Source organism: Paucibacter soli, assembly GCF_037482845.1.
GTDB classification, from domain to species: domain Bacteria; phylum Pseudomonadota; class Gammaproteobacteria; order Burkholderiales; family Burkholderiaceae_C; genus Paucibacter_B; species Paucibacter_B soli.
This window is the reverse complement of sequence record NZ_JBBHJW010000001.1, coordinates 1-21942: the sequence shown is the minus strand read 5'-3', so window position 1 is coordinate 21942 and position 21942 is coordinate 1. Positions and strand designations below refer to the sequence as shown.

The window sequence follows — 21942 nt, the reverse complement described above, 5'->3', positions numbered from 1 at the left end:
TTAGACGTTGAACAGGAAGTTCAGCACATCGCCGTCCTTGACGACATAGTCCTTGCCCTCGGCACGCATCTTGCCCGCGTCCTTGGCGCCCTGCTCACCCTTGTAGGCGATGAAGTCCTCGTAGGCGATGGTCTGGGCGCGGATGAAACCACGCTCGAAGTCGGTATGGATCACGCCGGCCGCCTGCGGTGCGGTATCGCCCTTGTGGATGGTCCAGGCGCGCACTTCCTTCACACCGGCGGTGAAATAGGTCTGCAGGCCCAGCAGGCTGAAGCCGGCACGGATCAGGCGGTTTAGACCGGGTTCGTCCTGGCCCATCTCGGCCAGGAACATGGCCTTGTCCTCGTCCTCCATCTCGGAGAGCTCGGCCTCGGTCTTGGCGCAGATCGCCACCACCGGGCCGTTCTGGGCCGCGGCGTATTCCTGCAGGCGCTCCAGGAAGGGGTTGTTCTCGAAACCGTCCTCGGCCACATTGCCCACGAACATCGCCGGCTTGGCGGTGATCAGGCACAGCGGCTTGAGGATGGCCAGCTCCTCCTTGCTGAAGTCGATGCCGCGCACCGGTTTGGCCTGGTCCAGCGCGGCCTGGCATTTCTCCAGTACCTTGACCAGCGCGATCGCTTCCTTGTCGCCGGCGCGCGCCACCTTGTTGTAGCGGTGCAGGCTCTTCTCCACCGTGCCCAGGTCGGCCAGGCAGAGTTCGGTCTGGATCACCTCGATGTCGGAGATCGGGTCGACCTTGCCGTTGACGTGGATGACGTTGGGGTCCTCGAAGCAGCGCACCACGTTGACGATGGCGTCGGTCTCGCGGATGTGCGAGAGGAATTGGTTGCCCAGGCCTTCACCCTTGGAGGCACCCGCTACCAGGCCGGCGATGTCCACGAACTCCACGATGGCGGGCAGGATGCGCTCAGGCTGCACGATCTCGGCCAGCTTCTGCAGGCGCGGGTCGGGCAGTTCCACCACGCCCACATTGGGCTCGATGGTGCAGAAGGGGTAGTTTTCGGCGGCGATGCCGGCCTTGGTCAGCGCATTGAAAAGAGTGGACTTGCCCACATTGGGCAGGCCCACGATGCCGCATTTGAGGCTCATGAGGGACGCTTTCGAAAGGGGCCAAGCAGGAAGGAGCAGGCTGGCCGGGACGCAAAACCGGCATTTTAGTCGGCCTGCCTACAATGAGCGCCATGGAACGATTTGACATCCTGGTGCGCGGCAGTGCTTGCGTCGGGCGGGCGCTGGCGCTGGCCTTGGCGGCGCGTGGTCTGCGCGTGGCCCTGCTGGGCCAGCACGAGCCCAGCGGCGCGTCAGCGGCGCCACGCGAGGACGTGCGTACCTATGCGCTGAACGCCGCCTCGGTGGCCCTGCTGCGCGAGCTGCGCGTCTGGGATGCGCTGCCGGCGGATGCGGTGTCCCCGGTCTATGACATGAAGGTGCGCGGCGATGCCGCAGGCGCGCTGCTGGAGTTCAGCGCCTGGCAGCAGGGCGTGCGCGAGCTGGCCTATATCGTCGATGCCGCCGCGTTGGAGGCCGAGCTGGCCACCGCGCTGCGCTTCTCGCCCCATGTGCGCCTGGTCGATGCGCCGGTGCCGGCCGATTTGCAGGCGCTGTGCGAAGGGCGCGACTCGGCCACGCGCGCGGCCCTGGGCGTGCGCTTCGACCTGCATGCCTATGGCCACAGCGCGATTGCCGCGCGCCTGCGCGCCAGCGAGCCGCACCAGGGCGTGGCCCATCAATGGTTCCGTTCGCCCGACGTGCTGGCCCTGCTGCCCTTCGAGCGGCCCGCACCCGGCTGCAGCTATGGCCTGGTCTGGTCGCTGCCCAAGCAGCGCGCGGACGAGTTGATGGCGGCCGGCACGGCGGAATTCGAAGCAGCGCTGCTGGAAGCCAGCGGCGGTGCGGCCGGCACGCTCACGCTGGCCAGCCAGCGCAGCGCCTGGCCGCTGAGCCTGGCGCGCGCCGAGCCGGTCTGCGGCCCCGGCTGGGTGCTGCTGGGCGATGCCGCCCATCTGGTGCATCCGCTGGCCGGCCAGGGCCTGAACCTGGGCCTGGCCGATGTGGCGGCGCTGGCCAAGGTGATCGCCGAGCGCGAACCTTGGCGTCCGCTGGGCGACGAAAAGCTGCTGCGCCGCTATGTGCGCCGGCGCCAGTTCGACACCTGGGCCATGGGCGAGCTGACCGATGCCTTGTTGAAGGGCTTTGCCAGCGAGGCGCCGGCACTGCGCGGCCTGCGCAACCAGGGCATGAGCCTGCTCAATCAAATCGGCCCGCTGAAGCGCTGGCTGACCTCCAGGGCGCTGGGCGCCTGAATCAAATCTCCGACCGAGCCAATACCTACTATGAAGCCATCGATTGTTTGCATCGCCGCGCTGGCGCTCGCGCCCCTGCTGGCTCAGGCCAACGAGGCGGTGATACGCAAGAGCCTGGGCGAACGCCTGGCGGGCGCGCTCAAGATCGACGAGGTCAAGCCCACGCCCATGCCCGGGCTCTGGGAGATCCGCATCGGCAACGAGATCCGCTACACCGACTCCACCGGCCAGTATCTGATCGAGGGCGAGTTGCTGGACCTGAAGGCCCGCCGCAACCTCACCGAGGAACGCGTGGCCAAGCTGACCGCGATCGATTTCGCCAACCTGCCGCTGAAGGATGCCATTGTCTGGAAGACCGGCAGTGGCAAGCGCCGCATCGCCGTGTTTGCCGATCCGAACTGCGGCTATTGCAAGCGTTTCGAGCGCAGCCTGCAGGACGTCAAGGACCTTACCGTCTACACCTTTGTGATCCCCATCCTGGGTGGCGACTCGCCGGAGAAGTCGCGCGCCGTCTGGTGCGCCAAGGACCAGACCGCGGCCTGGCGCAGCTGGATGCTGGAGGGTACGCCGCTGCCCAAGACGGGCGCCGAGGCTTGCGATGCCAGCGCCATCGATCGCAACCTCGCCTTCAGCCGCAAGCACCATGTGACCGGCACACCGGCGGTGATCTTCGAAGACGGCACGCGTGCCCCCGGCGCGTTGAGCGCCGAGCAGGTCGAACGCCGCCTGCAATCCATCAAGTCCTGAGCCACGAGCGAATCCCATCCCATGCCCGCTGTATCCGGCAACCTGCCCTTGAATCCCGTCGCATTGCGGCTTGGCTACCTGGGCCTTGCGCCCTTTGTGCTCGGTGCCCTGCTGGTCTGGCTGGTGCGCGAGGACGCTCACCCCTATGTGACGGCGGCGCTCTCCGCCTATGCCGCGGTGGTGATTTCCTTGCTCGGCGGCATCCACTGGGGCCTGGGCTTCCGTCAAAGCATTCCATCGCCGCAGCCCTTTGTCTGGGGCGTGGTGCCGGCGCTGGTCGCCTGGATCGCGGTGGTGATGCCGCCCTACGCCGGCCTGGTGGTGCATGGGGTGATGCTGATCGCCTGCTATGCGGTGGACCGCCGCAGCTATCCCGCGCTGGGCGCCAGCGCCTGGTTGACCCTGCGCTTTCGGCTCAGCGGCGTGGCGGCACTGAGCTGCTTCCTTGGTGCGGCCGGTAGCTGACGTGGTTCACTACCAGATCGAGATCGCCGACGCGCAAGCGCATTTGTTTCGCGTCACCTTGACGCTGGCCGCGCCGGCTGCCGAGCAGGCCTTCAGCCTGCCGGTGTGGATACCGGGCAGCTATATGGTGCGCGAGTTCTCGCGCCACCTGAGCGGGTTGCGAGCACGCCAGGGGCAGCGCGAACTGGCGGTGCAGCAGACCAGCAAATGCGCCTGGCAGGTGCGCTGCAGCGGCCGCGCGGCCTTGGTGCTGAGCTACCAGGTCTATGCCTTCGACACCTCGGTGCGCGCCGCCTTTCTCGATACCGAGCGCGGCTTCTTCAACGGCACCAGCCTATGCCTGCGCGTGCATGGGCGCGAGCACGAGGCGCATGGCATCGAACTGGCCGGCCTGCTGCCCGGCTGGCAGGTGGCCACCGGCATGCGCGCGGGCCGCGGCAAGGCCAGCTACGAGGCGGCCGACTACGACGAGCTGGTGGACCATCCCTTCGAGCTCGGCAAGTTCTGGCGCGGCCAATTCAGCGCTGCCGGCGTGCCGCATGAATTCGTGGTGGCGGGCGCCTATCCCATCCTCGACGGCGAGCGCCTGCTGCGCGACGCCCAGCGTATCTGCGAGGCCCAGATCAACTTCTGGCACGGTGATCACAAGCCCGGCAAGCGCGTCGGCAAGCCAGCTGGGAAGCCACCATTTGAGCGCTATGTCTTCCTGCTCAACGCGGTGGACGACAGCTACGGCGGCCTCGAGCACCGCGCCAGCACGGCCCTGATCGCCGCGCGCCGCGACCTGCCGCGCCTGGGACAGGCCGAGCTGAGCGAGGGCTATGTGCGTCTGCTGGGCCTGATCAGCCACGAGTATTTCCACACCTGGAACGTCAAGCGCCTGCGGCCCGATGTGTTCGCCAGCTTCGACTACGGCCAGGAGAACTACACCCAGCTGCTGTGGTTCTTCGAGGGCTTCACCTCCTATTACGACGAGCTGTTCCTGGTGCGCAGCGGCCTGATCGACGAGGCCCGCTACCTGAAGCTGCTGGCCAGCACTTTCAGCGGCGTGCTGGCTGCGCCCGGGCGCAAGCACCAGAGCGTGGCGCAGTCCAGCTTCGACGCCTGGGTCAAGTACTACCGCCAGGACGAGAACACCCCCAACGCGGTGGTGAGCTACTACACCAAGGGATCCATGGTGGCGATGGCGCTGGACCTGGCGCTGCGCAGCGCCGACCAGCCGTCCGGCTGCAGCGTCCACCTCGACGCGCTGATGCGCCTGCTGTGGCAGCGCAGCGGCGGCGGTGGCCCGATCGGCGAGGCCGACATCATGGCCGCGGTGACCGAGCTGGGCGGTGCGGCGCTGGCGCAAGACCTGACCCTGTGGGTGCATGGCACCGACGATCTGCCGCTGCCGGCGCTGCTGGAGCGCTTCGGCCTGCGCTGGGCGGCCGACAAGGCCAGCCTGGCGCAGCGCATCGGCCTGCGCGTGAGCGAAGAGAACGGCAGCATTGTCGTCAAGCAGGTGCTGCAAGGCTCGGCCGCGCTGGCCGCCGGCTTCTGCGCCGGCGACGAGATCCTGGCCTGCAACGGCTGGCGCCTGCGCAAGCTCGAGGACGCGCTGCTGTGCCTGCAGCCCGAACGGCTGGCGCAAATGGAATGGCTGGTGGTGCGCGACCAGCGCGTGCTGACACTGCTGCTGCATTTGCCCACCGGCGAGGCCGCCGCCACACCGGTGGCGCTGAGCCCTGAGGCCAAGGCGCCGGCGCGCGCATTGAGCCTGCGCCGGGCATGGCTGGGCGGCTGAGGCGCCCCTACAGGCGTCTGGCCTGGACGGGCCTGCTGGCGGCTGTGCTGCTGGCCCATGTCTTGATGAGTGGGCAGTTGCTCCGGCTGCAGCAGGATTGGCGTGAGGCGGCGGCCATGCCGGCGCGCCTGCAACTCATGTTGGTGCGCGAGTTGCGGCCTTCGGCACCTACCCGAGCTGTGACGCCTGCGCGCATGCTGGCCGCGCCAACGACGCGTTTTGTTGCGGTCGCGCCGCCGGCCTTGGCGCCGCTCCCGGCCCCCGACCCGACGCCCGAGCCCCTGGCCGACCTGGCGCCTGTGGTGGCCGCCGCGCCCGAGCCGGCGGCATCCGCATCGTTATCAGCGGCTGTGTTTGAGCCCGGCCCCGAATGGCCCGCCTCCACCCAGCTGGACTACCGCCTGCTGGGCAACTACCGCGGCGAGGTGCATGGCAGTGCCCAGGTGCAATGGTTGCGCCAGGGCAGCCGCTACCAGGTGCATCTAGACGTGGCGATAGGCCCCAGCTTTGCGCCGCTGATCTCACGCCGCATGAGCAGCGAGGGCGAGCTCACGCCGCAAGGCATCGCGCCGCGCCGCTACGACGAGGACACCCGCATCCTGTTCAGCGAGCGCCGCCGCATCACGCTGCGGTTCGAGGGCGAGACGCTGCAGTTTCCGAATGGCCGGCGCGAGGCCGCGCCCGTTGGCGTGCAGGACACGGCCAGCCAGTTCGTGCAACTCACCTGGCTGTTCCTGACCGGCCGCGAGGCGCTGCAGCCCGGGCGGGTGGTGGAGCTGCCGCTGGCCCTGCCGCGCCGGCTCTACCGCTGGCGCTACGAGTTGCTGGGCGAGGAAGAGCTGGAAACCCCGCTGGGCCCCCTCAAGACCTGGCACCTGCGCCCGTTGGTGCAGGACACGAGCGGTGACCTGAAGGCCGAGGTATGGCTGGCGCCCACCCTGCAATACCTGCCGGTGCGCCTGCGCATCGTGCAGGACAGCGCGACCTATGTGGACCTGATGCTCAAGCAGGCGCCGCTGCAGGAAGCCTCCACGCCTATAGTTCAGCCCCAAGCAGATCCCCAATCCAAGGAGTCCCCATGAGCAACTACGAATGCATACTGACCGAAACGCGCGGCGATGGCGCCCGCAAGACCGGCCTGATCACCCTGAACCGCCCCAAGCAGCTGAATGCGCTGAATGACCAGCTGATGGACGAGCTGGGCCAGGCCCTGCTGGCCTTCGATGCCGACGACAGCATCGGTTGCATCCTGCTGACCGGTTCCGAGCGCGCCTTTGCCGCCGGCGCCGACATTCCGACGATGGCGCCGCACACCTTCATGAGCGCCTTCAAGAGTGGCCTGATCTCGAAGAACTGGGAAACCATTCTGCAGGTGCGCAAGCCCGTGATCGCCGCGGTGGCCGGCTTCGCGTTGGGCGGCGGCTGCGAGCTGGCGATGATGTGCGACTTCATCATCGCCGCCGACAGCGCCAAGTTCGGCCAGCCCGAGATCAAGCTGGGCATCATCCCCGGCGCCGGCGGCACCCAGCGCCTGCCGCGCGCCGTCGGCAAGAGCAAGGCCATGGACATGCTGCTCACCGCGCGCATGATGGATGCGGCCGAGGCCGAGCGTGGCGGCCTGGTGTCGCGCGTGGTGCCGGCGGATCAGCTGCTGAGCGAAGCCCTGGCCGCGGCCGAGACCATCAATGGCTTCAGCGGCCCGTCGGTGATGCTGATCAAGGAGCTGGTGAACCTGGCCTACCAGGGCCCGCTGAAGGACGGCGTGGCGGTGGAACGGCGCTATTTCCACGCCCTGTTCGGCACCGAGGACCAGCGCGAAGGCATGGAAGCCTTCCTGGCCAAGCGCCAGCCGGGCTTTACGCATCGTTGACGGCACATGGGTGTCATTCGTCATCCTCCAAAGGATTATTTGCTATGCAGGAATAGTCCTTTGCGATTTGACTGGTGTTTTCCCTAGGGCGGAGTCCCTACAGTTCGTTCCATGGACCCGGCGATAGGCGCCACGGTTCAAGTCAACGAACCCCAAGGACCCCGTCATGAACAAGCTCTCTACGATCTCCGTCGCTCTCGTGCTGGCCGGTCTGGCCGTCGCCTCCGGTGCCAATGCCCAAAGCAAGACGCGCGAACAAGTGCTGGCCGAACTGCAGCAAGCCCGCGCCAGCGGTGAGTTGGTGCAGCGCGCCGCTGAAATGGAAGGCGTGGGCGCCCTGGCCGCGCCGGCGAACGCGCCCAAGGCGCGCAGTGTCAGCAGCAGCAACAACAACGAAACCGCTCAGCCCGCGGCTGCTGCCCCGGCCAAGGGCAAGACCCGCGCCGAGGTGGTGGCCGAGCTGCAGCGCGCCCGTGAAACCGGCGAGCTGGAAGAGCAGTTCTCCGAAGGCGGCCCCGGCTACTTCGCGGTGACGCGTGGCATCAGCGGCACCCCGGTGCTGGCTGGCAAGTAAGCCACCGTCGATCCGCAGCAATAAGAAAGGGAGGCCGATGGCCTCCCTTTTTCGTGGCGTGCAGACCGTGTGGATCAGGCTTCGCGACGCAAGGCGGGAAAGAGGATCACATCGCGGATGCTGGGCGAATCGGTGATCAGCATCATCAGTCGGTCGATGCCGATGCCGCAGCCGCCGGTGGGGGGCATGCCGTATTCCAGCGCGCGGATGAAGTCGGCGTCATAGAACATCGCTTCTTCGTCGCCCGCATCCTTGTTGGCCACCTGGGCCTGGAAGCGCGCGGCCTGGTCTTCGGCGTCGTTGAGCTCGGAGAAACCGTTGGCGTATTCGCGCCCGGTGATGAAAAGCTCGAAGCGCTCGGTGATCTTCGGGTTGCTGTCGGAGGCGCGCGCCAGCGGCGAGACCTCGACGGGATAGTCGATGATGAAGGTGGGCTGCCAGAGCTTTTCTTCCACCACCGCCTCGAACATGCCGAACTGCAGCTCGGCCAGGGTCCAGTGCTTGGGCGGCTCCTCGCCCAGGGTCTTCAGCTTGGCGTGCAGCACGGCCGCATCGTCGGCCTCGGCGGCGCTCAGGCCGGCATGGGCGATCAGCGAGTCGCGCACCGAGAGGCGGGCGAAGGGTTCGTCCAGATGCACTTCCTTGCCGGCGTAGGTCACGCGCGCATTGCCGGTGGCGGCGCGTGCGGCGTGGCGCAGCACCTCCTCGGTGAAGTCCATCAGATCATGGTGCGTCCAGTAGGCCGCATAGAACTCCATCATCGTGAACTCGGGGTTGTGGCGCACCGAGATGCCTTCGTTGCGGAAGTTGCGGTTGATCTCGAACACGCGCTCGAAGCCGCCCACGATCAGGCGCTTGAGGTAGAGCTCGGGCGCGATGCGCAGAAACATCTGCTGATCCAGCGCGTTATGGTGGGTGATGAAGGGCTTGGCGTTCGCGCCGCCCGGGATCGGGTGCAGCATCGGCGTTTCGACTTCCAGGAAGCCATGCTCCACCATATGGCTGCGGATCGAGGACACCGCCTTGGAGCGCGCCACGAAGCGCGCGCGCGCATGCTCGTCGGTGATCAGGTCCACATAGCGCTGGCGGTACTTCTGCTCCTGGTCGCTCATGCCGTGGAACTTGTCGGGCAGCGGGCGCAGGCTCTTGGTCAAGAGGCGCAGCTTGCTCACGCGCACCGACAGCTCACCGGTCTTGGTGCGGAAGAGCGTGCCCTCGGCACCCACGATGTCGCCCAGGTCCAGGTGCTTGAAGGCCTCGTAGCTTTCCTCGCCCACCCCGTCCTTGGTGACGAAGAGCTGGATGCGGCCGGTGGCGTCCTGCAGGGTGCCGAAGCTGGCCTTGCCCATCACGCGCTTGAGCATCAGGCGGCCCGCCACGCTCACTGCCACTGCCTGCGGTTCCAGCTCTTCATTGGCCAGCGCGCCATAGCGCTGTGCCAGCGGCAGGGCGCGGTGCTGGGGCTTGAAATCGTTGGGGAAGGGGACGGCGGTCTTGGCGCGCAGGGCGGCCAGTTTCTCGCGGCGTTCGGTGATCAGCTGGTTTTCATCCTGCGCGGCAGGGGCGTGGTGGGGGGCGGCGGGAAGGTGCTGGGTCATCGCGTCAACTCATTGAATTGGCGGTGATTTTAGTTCCGACATCACATCGCTCCGCGATATGAGTCTTCTCTGAAGCGCAAAGCGCTTTATGTGCCCCCCGTAGAATCTGTTGCTTCGCCCGAATTTGGCCCTCATGACGCTCGCGCTGCCCATCCTCGAACGACCGATACGCTTCGCCCTGGTGGGCTGCGGCCGCATTGCCAAGAACCACATCGAGGCGCTGGCCAGCCACGCTGGCCGTGCCCAGCTGGTGGCGGTGTGCGACCACCAGCCGGCCGCGTTGCAGGCGGCGGCAGCCAGCACGGGTGTGCCGGGCTTTGCCTCGCTGGAGGCCTTGCTGGCGACCAGCGACGCCGACGTGGTGGTGCTCGCAACCCCCAGCGGCCTGCATTCGCAGCAGGCCATGGCCGTGGCCCGCAGCGGCCGCCATGTGCTGAGCGAGAAGCCCATGGCCACCAAGTTCGAGGAAGGCATGGCGATGGTGCGCGCCTGCCGCGACGCCGGCGTCAAGCTCTTCGTGGTGAAGCAGAACCGCCTCAACAGCACCGTGCAGCTGGTCAAGCGCGCCATCGACCAGGGGCGCTTCGGCCGCATCTATATGAGCACGGTGAACGTGTTCTGGACCCGCCCGCAAAGCTATTACGACGCCGCGCCCTGGCGCGGTCGCTGGGATCTGGACGGCGGCGCCTTCATGAACCAGGCCAGCCACTATGTGGACCTGCTGGACTGGCTCGTGGGCCCGGTGGACAGCGTGCATGCCTACACCGCCACACTGGCGCGTGACATCGAGGCCGAGGACACCGGCGTGCTCTCGGCACGCCTGCGCCATGGCGGCCTGGCCTCGATCAACGTCACCATGCTCACCTATCCGCAGAACCTGGAAGGCTCGATCACCATCCTGGGCGAGAAGGGCACGGTCAAGATCGGCGGCACCGCGGTCAACAAGATCGAGCATTGGCAGTTTGCCGAGCCACATGCCGATGACGAGGCGGTGCGCAGCGCCAGCTACGAGACTGGCAGCGTGTATGGCCACGGCCATCCGCTCTATTACGACAACGTCATCCAGACCCTGCGCGGCGAGGCCAGCGCCGAGGTCGATGGCTACGAGGGCCTGCGCTCGCTGGAGATCCTGATCGCGGCCTACCGCAGCGCGCGCGATGGCCAGCGCGTCGGTCTGCCGCTCGTCTTCTGAATCTCACCATGAGCTACTGGAAACACGACAGCGCCATCGTCGATGAAGGCGCGCAATTAGGGGACGGCAGCAAGGTCTGGCACTTTGCCCATGTGAGCCCGGGCGCGCGCATCGGCGCGGGCTGTTCGCTGGGGCAGGGCGTCTATGTGGGCAACGATGTGTCCATAGGCAACAACGTGCGCATCCAGAACAACGTCTCGGTCTACGACGCGGTGACGCTGGAGGACGATGTGTTCTGCGGCCCCTCGATGGTGTTTACCAACGTCTACAACCCGCGCGCCGCGGTGGCGCGCAAGGCCGAGTACCGCCGCACCCTGGTGAAGCGCGGCGCCACCCTGGGCGCCAATTGCACCATCGTCTGCGGCAGCACCATCGGCGCCCATGCCTTCATCGGCGCCGGTGCGGTGGTGCAGAAGGACGTGGCCGATTTCGCGCTGATGGTGGGCGTGCCGGCGCGCCGCATCGGCTGGATGAGCCGCTATGGCGAACGGCTGGTCTTCGACGCCCAGGGCCGCGCGCAGTGCCCGCACACCGGCGATGTCTACCAACTCCAGGACGACGAGCGCCTGTGCGTACTCGTGCAACAAGGAACCCTCGCGTGAGCCTGCTGCCCTTCATCGACCTCAAGGCCCAATACGCCGCCCTCAAGACCAGCGTCGACGCGCGCATCCAGCGCGTGCTGGATCATGGCCAGTACATCATGGGCCCTGAGGTCAAGGAGATGGAGGACAAGCTCGCTGCCTACGTGGGCGTGAAGCATTGCATCAGCGTGGCCAGCGGCACCGAGGCGCTCTTGATCGCGCTGATGGCGCTGGAGCTGCAGCCGGGCGACGAAGTCATCACCACGCCCTTTACCTTCGCTGCAACGGCCGAGACCATCGTGCTGCTGGGTGGCGTGCCGGTGTTCGTGGACATCGAGCCCGACACCTGCAATATCGACACGCGGCTGATCGAGGCCGCCATCACGCCGCGCACCCGCGCCATCATGCCGGTGAGCCTGTACGGTCAGGTCTGCGATATGGACGAGATCAACGCCATCGCCGCGCGCCATGGCGGGTTGCCGGTGATCGAGGACGCCGCGCAGAGCTTCGGCGCCAGCTACCGCGGCCGCAAGAGCTGCGCGCTCTCCACCTTTGGCGCCACCAGTTTCTTCCCGAGCAAGCCCTTGGGTTGCTATGGCGATGGCGGCGCGCTCTTCACCGACGACGACGCGCTGGCGCGGGCCGCGCGCGAGATCCGCGTGCATGGCCAAAGCCAGCGCTACACCCACACCCGCCTGGGCGTGGGCGGGCGCATGGACACGCTGCAATGCGCGGTGGTGCTGGCCAAGCTGGAACGCTTTGATTGGGAAATCGAGCGCCGGCTGGCGATCGGCGAGCGCTACCAGGAATTGCTGGCCGATCTTCCGGTGCAGCGCTTGTCGGTGCGCGGCAACCGCGACTGCGTGTGGGCGCAGTTCACGCTGCAGCTGGACCAGCGCGAGGCGATCATCAAGCTGCTCAATGGTGCCGGCATCCCCACCGCGATCCATTACCCGCGCCCCTTGCACCGGCAACCCGCTTACGAACGCTTCGGCCAGGGTCAGGTCTTGCCGCACGCCGAGGCGGCCGCTCAGCGGGTCATGAGCCTGCCCATGAGTGCCGATCTCAGCGAGGCGCAGCAGGACGTCGTGGTGGCGGCGCTGCGCCTGGCGCTGAGCAGCAGGGTGTGAGCCGGTGAGGCATGGGCTGTTCAGGGCCACCCTGACCCTGCTGGCCGGCGGGGCCCTGGCCCAGCTCTTGCCGCTGCTGCTGGGGCCGTGGATCACGCGCCTGTTTTCGCCCAATGAATTCGGCCATTTCAGCCTGGTCTGGTCTGTCGCCACCAATCTGGCGGTGGTGGGCTGCGCGCGCTACGAGTTCGCCCTGCCGCTTGAAAAGGACGAGTCCGACGCGGCCCTGCTGATGGGGCTGTGCCTGCGCCTGCTGCTGGTAGTGACGGCGGTGGCCGTGGTGGTGGGCGGCCTGCTGGCCTGGCGCCAGCAGCTCGATCTGGCCTGGTGGTTGCCGCTGGCGGTGCTGGCAGGCGCGGCCACGCAATGGCTCACGCTCTGGGCCAGCCGGGCGCAGCGCTTCCAGCTGCTGGCCGTGGCCCGCGTGCTGCAGTACGGCGGTGGCGCGCTGGCCCAGGTGGGCCTGGGCCTGCTGCAGCTGGGCGCCTGGGGCCTGCTGATGGGGCCGGTGCTGGCAGGCCTGGCCACGGCCGTGCTGCTGGCGCGGCCCACCCCCGCGGGTGGCTGGGGCGGCCTGTTGCGCCAGCCCCGCGAGGGCCTGCAGCGCCTGGCCCGCCGCCACCGCGACTTCCCCCTGCTCAACACCCCGCATGCCTTCGCCACGGCCCTGCAGGACAGCCTGGCCATGTTGCTGATCGCCGCCTGGGCCGGCGACGCTGCCGCCGGCTACTGGGCGCTGGCGCTGCGCTATCTGAAGGCGCCCGCCGGTCTCGTCGGTGGCGCGCTCTCGCAGACCCTGTATCCGCGCCTGGTGGCGGCCGCCAGTGCCGCCGAGGCGCTTGGCCTGGTGCGCAAATCCATGGCCCTGTTGGTCGCCCTGGCGCTGCCGCTGATGGCGGTGCTGATGCTGTGGGGGCCCTGGCTGTTTGCGCGCGTGTTCGGCGAGCGCTGGCATGATGCCGGCGAACTGGCGCGCGCGCTGGCGCCCTATATCGCGCTGCACTTCGTGGCCTCGCCGCTGTCGGTGGCCACCATGGCCTGGGGCGCGCAGGCCTGGGCGTTGCGCCTGGCGCTGGTGGGGCAGTGCGCCTTCGTGCTCGGCCTGGTGCTGGGGCTGCGCGCTGGTGGACTGATCGGTGCGGCCTGGGGCGTGTCGGCCGCGATGCTGCTGTACTTCGGCTATTTCTTCTGGGCCCTGGCCAACTGGAAAGGCTTTGCTGATGAGCATGAGCGCCTGGCTTAGAAGCGTCATCAACCGCTGCCGCCGCGCGCTGTGGCGGGCGCTGTTCTTCCGCATCGTGTTCGGCGAGCGCTCGGCCCAGGGTCAGGTCTTGCCGCATACGCGCATTGCGCCCAGCACCTGCATCGAGGGCGAGCGTCAGCTGCGGCTGGCCGACCATGTCTTCATCGGCCAGTTCAACTTTCTCGACGCCCATGGCGGGCTGACGATCGGCGAGGGTGTGCAGATCACCAACTTCGTCAGCATCGTCACGCACAGCTCGCATCGCAGCCTGCGCCTATTGGGGCGTGCCTATGCGGCGCAGCAGGGGCCGGCGCCCGGTTATGTGTTGGGGCCGGTGGAGATCGGCCCCTACAGCTTCATCGGCCCGCACAGCCTGATCGAGGCGAATACCCGCATCGGCCGCGGCGTGGTGGTGTGCGCCTACGCGCAGGTGCGCGGCGAGGTGCCGGACTTCGCCATCGTGGCCGGCCAGCCCGCCCGGGTGATCGGCGACGTGCGCCATGGAGACGCCAGGCTGTTGGCCCAGCACCCCTGGCTGGCCGCGCATTACCAGGCCTGGGCCAAGGAACTGCCCGAGGTTCACAAGCCATGAGGCTGGTGCTGATCGGCGATGGCGAGAGCCCGCATCTGCTCAAGTGGGCGCGCGCGCTGGCGCCCGAAGTGGAGCTTTGGGCGGCGTCCTCGCGCGGCTTCACGCCCGCCTTCGAGGCCCTGGTCCCGGCCGAGCGTCGCCATGCGATGAACACCGACCCCGCCCATGGCGGTGGCAATTTCGCGGTGCTGAAGAGGCTGCCGGCATTGGCGCAATGGCTGAGGCGCGTGGACGCCGACTGGCTGCATGCGCATTACCTGACCTCGCATGGCACGCTGGCCTGGCTGGCCAGGCGCGGCTGGGGTTTGCGCGCGCGCATTGCCGGCTCGGCCTGGGGCAGCGACATCCTCGTCACGCCCGAGCAGGGCTGGCCCTACCGCTGGCTGACGCGGCGCGTGCTGCAGGCCTGCGACATCGCCACCTCCGACTCCGCACACATGGCCGCGCGCATGCGCGAGCTGGGCGCCGCCGAGGTCATGACCTTCCCTTTCGGCCTGGAAGAGCTGCCCAAGCAGGGCGCGCGCAAGCAGCCCTGGCTGTTCTTTGCGAATCGGGGGCTGGAGCCCATCTACCGGCCCGAGCGCGTGATTGACGCCTTCGCCGCGGTGGCGGCGCAGCGACCCGAGGCGTGTCTGGTGGTGGCGAACGACGGTTCGCTGCGCGCCGCCCTGCAGGCCCAGGTGGCCGCGCTGGGGCTGGCCGACAGGGTCGAGTTCGTCGGCCGCCTGGATGCCAAGACCCAGGCCGGCCATTACGCCCGGGCGTGTTGGACTCTGAGCCTGCCGCAGAGCGATTCGGTGTCGGTTTCGGTGCTGGAGGCGATGGCGCATGCATGTCTACCCATACTCTCCGACCTGCCGGCCAACCATGAGCTGCTGCAGCCCGGCGGCGGCTTGATCCTGGGCGATGACGAGGATCTGGCCGCGCTGCCCCAGCGCCTGCAAGACCTGACCCCAGATCCGCAGGCGGCGGAGCGCGCCGGCGCCGCCAACCGCGCCTGGGTCGCCCAACACGGCCTGTTCGCGCCTGCGGTGCAGCGCTTTCTGGCGCGCCTGCGCCAATTTCCCACGACACGATGAAGATCCTGCTCATCAACCATTACGCCGGCTCGCCCCAGCATGGCATGGAATACCGGCCCTACTACCTGGCGCGCGAATGGGTGCGTGCTGGGCATCAGGTGCTGATACTGGCGGCCTCGCATTCGCATGTGCGAAGCACCCAGCCCGACAAGCTGGGTGAAACCATCGATGGCGTTGCCTATTGCTGGTATCCGACCCCGGCCTACCAGGGCAATGGCCTGGGCCGGCTGCGCAATATCTGGGCCTTCTGCCGCCAGGTCTGGAACGATGCCGAGCTGCTGGCGCGCGAGTTCGCGCCCGACGCGGTGATTGCCTCCAGCACCTATCCGATGGACATCTGGGTGGCGCGCAAGGTGGCGCGCAAAGCCGGGGCCAAGCTGGTCTACGAGGTGCACGACCTCTGGCCGCTCTCGCCCATCGAGCTCTCGGGCATGTCGCCGCGCCATCCCTTTGCACTGCTATGCCAGAAGGCCGAGAACGAGGCCTACCGCGATGCCGATGTGGTGGTGTCGATGCTGCCCAAGGTGCAGGATCACATGGCCGCGCATGGGCTGGATCTGCGCAAGCTGCACGTCGTGCCCAATGGCATCACGCTGGACGAATGGGAGGGGCAGGGCGAGCAGCTGCAGGCCGACATCGCCGCCCACATCGCTGCCCAGCGTGCTGCTGGCCGCCTGGTGCTGGGCTATGCCGGCTCGCATGGCCTGCCGAATGCGCTGGATGTGCTGCTCGACGCCGCCAAGCTGCTGGCCGATGCGCCCATTGCCATCGTGTTGGTGGGCGGCGGCCACGAGAAGGAGCGCCTTGAAGCGCGCGTGCGCGCCGAGGGGCTGGCGAATGTGGCCATGTTCGCGCCCATCCCCAAGCGCCAGATCCCGGCCCTGCTGGCCGCATTCGACATCGCCTACATCGGCTGGCAGCGCAGCCCCATCTACCGCTTCGGCATCGCGCCCAACAAGCTGATGGACTACATGATGGCCGAGCGGCCGGTGCTGCATTCGGTCGAGGCGGGCAACGACCCGGTGGCCGAGGCCGGCGCGGGCCTGACCGTGCCGCCCGAGGATGCTGCCGCGGTGGCCGAGGGCGTGCGCCGCCTGGCGGCGCTGCCGGCCGCGGAGCGTGCCGCCATGGGCGCGCGCGGCCGTGCCTTTGTGCTGGCCCGGCATACCTATCCGGTGCTGGCGGCGCGCTTCATCCAGGCCCTGCAATGAGCGAAATGGAGCGCCAGCAGGAGCTGGACGCGATCGCGGCGCGCTATGCCAGGCGCACGCCGTCGGACCGCTACAGCCTGCTGCGTCCCGAGGTCTGGCAGATGCTGCAGGAGCGCCAGCGCGCGCTCTGGCGCCGGCTGGCCGAGCGGCCCGGCGCGCCACAGGACTGGCGCCTCACCGAGGTGGGCTGCGGCGCGGGCGGCAATCTGCTGGAGATGCTGCGCCTGGGCCTGGCACCTGAGCATCTGAGCGGCATCGAGCTGCTGCCCGAGCGCTGGCAGGCCGCGCGCCAGGTCCTGCCCGCGGCCGTGCGGCTGCACCTGGGCGATGCCTCGCAAGCGCCGCTGCAGGACGCCAGCCAGGACCTGCTGCTGCAATCCACCGTGTTCTCCTCCATCCTCAGCGACGCCGTGCAGCAGCAGCTGGCCGAGGCCATGTGGCGCTGGTTGAAGCCGGGCGGGGCGGTGCTCTGGTACGACTTCATCGTCGACAATCCGCGCAACCCGGATGTGCGCGGCGTACCGCTGCCAAGGGTACGCGAGCTGTTCCCCCATGGGCGTCTGCAGGCGCAGCGCCTGACGCTGGCGCCACCGCTGGCCCGGCTCGTGTGCCGCCTGCATCCGATGGCCTATGGCGTCTTCAACTCCCTACCCTGGCTGCGCACCCATGTGCTGGCCGTGATCAGCAAACCATGAGTCAACAGCCCTTTCTGCCCTTTGCCCTGCCCGAAATCGGCGAGGACGAAATCGCCGAGGTGGTGGACACCCTGCGCTCCGGCTGGGTCACCACCGGGCCCAAGGCCAGGCGCTTCGAGCAGGCCTTTACCGACTATCTGGGTGAGCCGCAGACCGAGTGCATCGCCGTCAACTCCGCCACCGCCGGCCTGCACCTGGCGCTGGAGGCGCTGGGGCTGGGCCCGGGCGACGAGGTCATCACCACCACCCACACCTTCACCGCCACCGCCGAGGTGGTGCGCTATCTGGGTGCCGACGTGGTGCTGGTGGACATCGACCCGCTCACGCTCAACATCGACCCCAAGCTGGTGGAGGCCGCGATCACGCCGCGTACCAAGGCCATCATTCCGGTGCATTACGCCGGTCTGGCGGTGGACATGCTGGCCATCCTCGACATCGCCCGCAAGCATGGCCTGCGCGTGGTGGAGGACGCGGCGCATGCCCTACCTACCACGCTGGAGCGCGAGCTGATCGGCACCATGGGCAGCGATGCCACGGTGTTCAGCTTCTATGCCAACAAGACCATGACCACCGGCGAGGGCGGCATGCTGGTGACGCGTAACCCGGAGCTGGCCAAGCGCGCCCGTGTGATGCGCCTGCACGGCATGAACCGCGACGCTTTTGACCGCTTCACCGCCAAGGTGCCCAGCTGGTACTACGAGATCGTCGCGCCCGGCTTCAAGTACAACCTCACCGACATCGCCGCCGCGCTGGGCCTGCATCAGCTCAAGCGCATCCCCGCCTTCCAGGCGCGCCGCGAGCAGATCGCCCAGGCCTACAACCAGGCCTTCGCCGATCTGCCGCTGATGCTGCCGCCGCAGCCGCCCGAGGGCGACACGCATTCCTGGCACCTCTATGTGCTGCGCCTGGCCGATGAACTCGAGATCGAGCGCGATGTCTTCATCGAGCGCATGTTCGCCAAGGGCATAGGCTGCAGCGTGCACTACATCCCGCTGCACCTGCACCCCTACTGGCGCGAGCGCTACGACTTGCGCCCCGAGCAGTTCCCGCATTCGCAAAAAGCCTACGAGCGCATGCTGAGCATTCCGCTCTACACCGCGATGAGCGATGCCGATGTGCAGCGCGTCATAGCCGCGGTACGCGATATTGCGCTGAGCTGATCAATGGCCAAGCGGCTGTTCGACATCCTTTGCGCCGCGCTGGGCCTGGCACTGCTGGCGCCGCTGCTGCTGCTGCTGGCGCTGTGGGTGAAGCTGGACACGCCCGGCCCGGTGTTCTACCGGCAGGAGCGGGTGGGGCGCCATGGCAGGCCCTTTCTGATCCACAAATTCCGCAGCATGCGTGTGGATGATGTACCGGGCCTGCAGATCACCGTGGGTGCCGACCCGCGCATCACGCGCAGCGGCCGCTTCCTGCGTGCCAGCAAGCTCGACGAGCTGCCCCAGCTCTGGGATGTGCTGCGCGGCGCCATGAGTCTGGTGGGGCCGCGCCCGGAAGTGCCGCGCTATGTGGCGCTGTACCCCGAGGAGTTGCGCCGCATCGTGTTGTCGGTGCGTCCCGGCATCACCGATCCGGCCTCGCTGCAGTTCCGCCACGAGAGCGAGTTGCTGGCCCGCGCCGCCGACCCGGAGCGCGAGTATGTGGAGGTGCTGATGCCGCAGAAGCTGAGGCTGGCCTGCGCCTATGTGAAGACGGCCTCGCTGGCGCAGGATCTGCGCGTCATCGCGCGCACCCTGGGGGCCCTGCTGGGCTAGCGGGTGTAGCGCCGCACGATCTCGTCGATGCTGCCGGCCTTGCGCAACTGCTCCAATGCGGCACTCAGCTTGTCGGCCAGGGCCGGGTCCGACTTGGGGTTGAGCGCAAAGTAGTAGGCGCCCTCATCGCTGAGCTTGGCGAGCCGGATCAGTTCGAGGCCACCGGCATTGCGCTGGCTCCAGGCCATGCCGATCTCGGTGTCCACCATGGCGTCGACCCAGCCGCCTTGCAGCAGCTTCAGTACCGCGGCATTGGAGCTGTCGCTCAAGATGGCCGTGGCGGGCACGCCGGCGGCGGCCAGGTCTTGTGCCGCCGCCTCGCCACGCACCACGCCGTAGCGGTAGGCCTTGAGATCGCGGCCGTTGCCATGCTGTTTCAGGGCGTCGGCGCGCACGAACACCCAGGTGCTGCGCGGCAGCAGCGGGCCTATCCAGATGAATTGCTGTTCGCGCTCGGGCTTGCGCACCGTGGTGTAGACCAGCGTGTTGGGCTTGCTCTGCGCCGAGGCGTAGGCGCGCGCCCAGGGCACGCTCTCGAACTTGCAGCGCAGGCCGGCCTCGTGGCAGGCGGCGCGCAGCGCCTCGGTGGCAATGCCCTTGAGCTCGCCATTGCCACGCTCACTGAAGTTGTAGGGCGGCCATTCCTCCGTGTAGGCATGCAACTCGGGCAGCGCCTGGGCATGCAGGCTCTTGGCGAGCAACAGGGTGGCCAGCAGCAGGGCAGCAGGCAACAGCATACGGAGCGAAGGATGGCTGGGGGCGGTGGACACGTCGGAAGAAAGCTGTTGGCAGCGGGCACAATTGCAGGCTGGCACTATCGGGCCGGCCCGAGGCATGGGGATGACACCTGCGCGACACGGTAGCACCCGCATGTGCGCCTTCACGGGCCGGATTTACCCTGAAGACCAAGTTCAACGCCTTCTTTCTTAGCGATCGACCGACACCCGTGCTGTGGCAAACGCTTGACACCTTTCTGACGCGCTTGCGCCGGCACCGCGAACCCGTTTCCCTGTTGCTGGACGCGCTGGTGGTGGCGCTTGCCTGGCAGGCCACCTATCTGTTCCGCCTGGGTTTCGAGCGCTGGATCTCGGCGCGCCCCGGCTACGACACGGCCGTCATTGCCGGCCTGACCCTGCTCTATGTGCTGGTGCTGTGGGGTCTCAAGGTGCCCAAGGGCATGTGGCGCTTCAGTGGCTTTGGCGAGGCCAAGCGCCTCGCGGCGGCCTGCCTGATCGCCGGTGCGCTGGGCGCCAGCATCGTCTTGATGGCCGAACTCAAGGCGGTGCCGCGCGCCGTGCTGGCTCTGCACCCGGTGTTCAGCCTGATCGGCCTGGCGATGATGCGCCTGGGCTACCGCATGCTCTACGAGCATATGCGCGGCCGCCTCAGCGGCAGCGCCAAGGAAAGCCACCGCGCGCTGGTGATGGGCGCCGGCGATGCCGCGCGCCTGCTGCTGGCCGGCATCCAGCACCAGGGCTGGGTGGTGGTGGGCCTGCTGGACGACGACCCCGCCAAGCGCGGCCTGCGCGTGGGCGGCGTGCCGGTGCTGGGCACGCTGGACGATGCGCAGGCCTTGGCCGAGCTGCACGGCATCACCGATGTGATCGTGGCCATGCCCTCGGCCGAGGCCTCGCGCCGCCGCCGCGCGCTCGACCTGGCCGGCCATACCGGCCGCCATGTGCTGACCGTGCCCACCATTGCCGAGCTGCATTCGGGCAGCAAGCTCGACCAGCTGCGCGATATCGAGCCCGAGGACCTGCTGGGCCGCGAGCCGGTGCAGCTCGACGAGGCGGGCATCAGCGAAGCCTTGAGCGGCAAGGTGGTGCTGATCACCGGCGCCGGCGGCAGCATAGGCAGCGAGCTGTGCCGCCAGGTGGCGCGCTTCGGCCCGCAGCGCCTGGTGCTCTACGAGCTGAGCGAGTACGCGCTCTACGCCATCGAGCAGGAGCTCACCGAGCGCTTTCCGCACCTGCCCCTGGTACGCCTGGTGGGCGATGTGAAGGATGCCGCGCATCTGCGGCTGACCTTTGCCCGCTTTCGGCCGCAGATCGTCTTCCACGCCGCCGCCTACAAGCATGTGCCGCTGATGGAGGTGGACAATGCCTGGGCTGCGCTGCGCAACAACACCCTGGGCACCTGGCATACCGCCCAGGCCGCCGCCGAGGCCGGCGCCGAGCGCTTTGTGCTCATCAGCACCGACAAGGCGGTGAACCCCACCAATGTGATGGGCGCCACCAAGCGCGCCGCCGAGCTGGTCGTCAGCCATATGGCGTCAATCGCGGCGAGCCAGGGCCACGCCACCCGCTTCATGGCGGTGCGCTTCGGCAATGTCTTGGGCTCCAGCGGCAGCGTGATTCCCAAATTCAAGGAACAGATCGCCAGGGGCGGGCCGGTCACCGTCACCCACCCCGACATCACGCGCTACTTCATGACCATCCCCGAGGCCGCGCGCCTGGTGGTGCAGGCCGCCGCCATCGGCGAGACCGGCCAGGTCTATGTGCTGGACATGGGTGAGCCGGTGCGCATCGTCGACCTGGCCCGCGACATGATCCGGCTCTCGGGCCGCAGCCTGGACGAGGTGCGCATTGAGTTCTCGGGCCTGCGGCCGGGGGAGAAACTGTATGAAGAACTGCTCAGCGGTTCGGATACCGTGATCCCTACGCAGATCAAGGGGCTCAGCATCGCCAGGCTGGATGATGCTGAATCGGCTGGCTCCGTGCCTGGGTGGCTGAACGGGCTGCCCTTGATGGAGGCTCACCCTGGCGACGCGCAAGTGCGTTCATTGCTGAGACGATTGGTGAGTGAATTCGTTCCCGCTCGCCACTGAGTGTTTGAAGTTATTCCTAGCATTGCATTGAATCTGAATGATCAGCGAATCCCATCTGAACTGGCTCGAAGAGGAAGCCATCTTCATCCTGCGCGAGGTGGCCGCGGCCTTCGAGCGCCCGGCCCTGCTGTTCTCGGGCGGCAAGGATTCCTGCGTGGTGCTGCGCCTGGCCGAGAAGGCCTTCAAGCAGCGCGTGGCGGGTAACGAGTTCAAGGGCAAGTTGCCCTTCCCGCTGGTGCATGTGGACACCGGCCACAACTTCCCTGAGGTGATAGCGTTCCGCGACCAGCGT

22 protein-coding genes are annotated in these 21942 nt (G+C 67.9%); 19 read left to right on the top strand and 3 right to left on the bottom strand.

Going from position 1 to position 21942, the window contains the following annotated elements; all coding sequences use genetic code 11:
* Complete coding sequence (gene ychF, locus WG898_RS00110) at window positions 1–1092, bottom strand: redox-regulated ATPase YchF (protein WP_339600754.1); 1092 nt, start codon at window positions 1090–1092, stop codon at window positions 1–3.
* Between the two features lie 92 nt (window positions 1093–1184).
* Between ychF and WG898_RS00105 the strand changes: the two genes are divergently transcribed.
* The 7 genes from WG898_RS00105 to WG898_RS00075 all read left to right on the top strand — a co-directional run bounded on the left by WG898_RS00105 (window position 1185) and on the right by WG898_RS00075 (window position 7748).
* A complete protein-coding gene (locus WG898_RS00105; RefSeq protein WP_339600753.1) occupies window positions 1185–2306 on the top strand; it encodes an FAD-dependent monooxygenase in 1122 nt (373 codons plus the stop codon).
* 30 nt (window positions 2307–2336) lie between these two features.
* The gene (locus tag WG898_RS00100) at window positions 2337–3053 is read left to right on the top strand and encodes a DsbC family protein (RefSeq protein WP_339600752.1); all 717 of its coding nucleotides are present in this window, start codon (window positions 2337–2339) and stop codon (window positions 3051–3053) included.
* 21 nt (window positions 3054–3074) lie between these two features.
* Window positions 3075–3518, top strand: a complete 444-nt coding sequence (locus WG898_RS00095) for a DUF3429 domain-containing protein (protein WP_339600751.1) — start codon at window positions 3075–3077, stop codon at window positions 3516–3518.
* Window positions 3502–5304 carry a M61 family metallopeptidase gene (locus WG898_RS00090; protein WP_444718889.1) on the top strand — a complete coding sequence of 601 codons (1803 nt, stop codon included), beginning with the start codon at window positions 3502–3504 and terminating at the stop codon, window positions 5302–5304. The genes WG898_RS00095 and WG898_RS00090 overlap by 17 nt, the downstream gene beginning before the upstream one ends.
* Window positions 5289–6386, top strand: a complete 1098-nt coding sequence (locus tag WG898_RS00085) for a DUF3108 domain-containing protein (RefSeq protein ID WP_339600750.1) — start codon at window positions 5289–5291, stop codon at window positions 6384–6386. The genes WG898_RS00090 and WG898_RS00085 overlap by 16 nt, the downstream gene beginning before the upstream one ends.
* A complete protein-coding gene (locus WG898_RS00080) occupies window positions 6383–7174 on the top strand; it encodes an enoyl-CoA hydratase (protein ID WP_339600749.1) in 792 nt (263 codons plus the stop codon). The genes WG898_RS00085 and WG898_RS00080 overlap by 4 nt, the downstream gene beginning before the upstream one ends.
* A 166-nt stretch (window positions 7175–7340) precedes the next feature.
* Window positions 7341–7748, top strand: a complete 408-nt coding sequence (locus tag WG898_RS00075) for a DUF4148 domain-containing protein (protein ID WP_339600748.1) — start codon at window positions 7341–7343, stop codon at window positions 7746–7748.
* A 74-nt stretch (window positions 7749–7822) separates the two neighbouring features.
* Here WG898_RS00075 and lysS read toward each other — a convergent pair whose 3' ends face one another.
* Window positions 7823–9346: a lysine--tRNA ligase gene (lysS, locus tag WG898_RS00070; protein ID WP_339600747.1), complete on the bottom strand. Its 1524-nt coding sequence runs from the start codon at window positions 9344–9346 to the stop codon at window positions 7823–7825.
* A gap of 133 nt (window positions 9347–9479) precedes the next feature.
* On the opposite strand from lysS, the gene WG898_RS00065 reads away from it, so the two are divergent.
* From WG898_RS00065 to WG898_RS00020, 10 genes are read left to right on the top strand one after another with little or no spacing between them, the layout of a single operon-like run.
* Entirely contained in the window at window positions 9480–10538 is a 1059-nt protein-coding gene (locus tag WG898_RS00065; protein ID WP_339600746.1) for a Gfo/Idh/MocA family protein, read from the top strand.
* 8 nt (window positions 10539–10546) lie between these two features.
* Entirely contained in the window at window positions 10547–11140 is a 594-nt protein-coding gene (locus WG898_RS00060) for an acyltransferase (protein ID WP_339600745.1), read from the top strand.
* A gap of 5 nt (window positions 11141–11145) precedes the next feature.
* The gene (locus WG898_RS00055) at window positions 11146–12249 is read left to right on the top strand and encodes a DegT/DnrJ/EryC1/StrS family aminotransferase (RefSeq protein ID WP_339601591.1); all 1104 of its coding nucleotides are present in this window, start codon (window positions 11146–11148) and stop codon (window positions 12247–12249) included.
* Window positions 12250–12253: 4 nt separating this feature from the next.
* Window positions 12254–13492 (top strand): lipopolysaccharide biosynthesis protein, encoded by a 1239-nt coding sequence (locus WG898_RS00050; RefSeq protein WP_339600744.1) that lies wholly within the window; start codon window positions 12254–12256, stop codon window positions 13490–13492.
* Entirely contained in the window at window positions 13476–14084 is a 609-nt protein-coding gene (locus tag WG898_RS00045; protein WP_339601590.1) for an acyltransferase, read from the top strand. Before WG898_RS00050 ends, WG898_RS00045 begins: the two co-directional genes overlap by 17 nt.
* Window positions 14081–15163, top strand: a complete 1083-nt coding sequence (locus tag WG898_RS00040; RefSeq protein ID WP_339600743.1) for a glycosyltransferase family 4 protein — start codon at window positions 14081–14083, stop codon at window positions 15161–15163. Before WG898_RS00045 ends, WG898_RS00040 begins: the two co-directional genes overlap by 4 nt.
* Complete coding sequence (locus WG898_RS00035) at window positions 15160–16374, top strand: glycosyltransferase family 4 protein (protein WP_339600742.1); 1215 nt, start codon at window positions 15160–15162, stop codon at window positions 16372–16374. The genes WG898_RS00040 and WG898_RS00035 overlap by 4 nt, the downstream gene beginning before the upstream one ends.
* Before the next feature lie 5 nt (window positions 16375–16379).
* Window positions 16380–17069: a class I SAM-dependent methyltransferase gene (locus WG898_RS00030; protein ID WP_444718903.1), complete on the top strand. Its 690-nt coding sequence runs from the start codon at window positions 16380–16382 to the stop codon at window positions 17067–17069.
* Window positions 17066–18229 carry a DegT/DnrJ/EryC1/StrS family aminotransferase gene (locus tag WG898_RS00025; protein WP_339600740.1) on the top strand — a complete coding sequence of 388 codons (1164 nt, stop codon included), beginning with the start codon at window positions 17066–17068 and terminating at the stop codon, window positions 18227–18229. Before WG898_RS00030 ends, WG898_RS00025 begins: the two co-directional genes overlap by 4 nt.
* 3 nt (window positions 18230–18232) lie before the next feature.
* Window positions 18233–18823 (top strand): sugar transferase, encoded by a 591-nt coding sequence (locus WG898_RS00020; RefSeq protein WP_339600739.1) that lies wholly within the window; start codon window positions 18233–18235, stop codon window positions 18821–18823.
* Here WG898_RS00020 and WG898_RS00015 read toward each other — a convergent pair.
* Window positions 18820–19560, bottom strand: coding sequence for a substrate-binding periplasmic protein (locus WG898_RS00015; protein WP_339600738.1), 741 nt, complete (start codon window positions 19558–19560; stop codon window positions 18820–18822). The two genes, WG898_RS00020 and WG898_RS00015, sit on opposite strands and share 4 nt — an antisense overlap.
* A 209-nt stretch (window positions 19561–19769) precedes the next feature.
* Between WG898_RS00015 and WG898_RS00010 the strand changes: the two genes are divergently transcribed.
* Together WG898_RS00010 and WG898_RS00005 are read left to right on the top strand one after the other, a co-directional pair.
* Window positions 19770–21650: a polysaccharide biosynthesis protein gene (locus WG898_RS00010; protein WP_339600737.1), complete on the top strand. Its 1881-nt coding sequence runs from the start codon at window positions 19770–19772 to the stop codon at window positions 21648–21650.
* A 37-nt stretch (window positions 21651–21687) separates the two neighbouring features.
* A partial coding sequence (locus WG898_RS00005; protein WP_339600736.1) for a phosphoadenosine phosphosulfate reductase domain-containing protein occupies window positions 21688–21942 on the top strand: 255 nt, incomplete at its 3' end.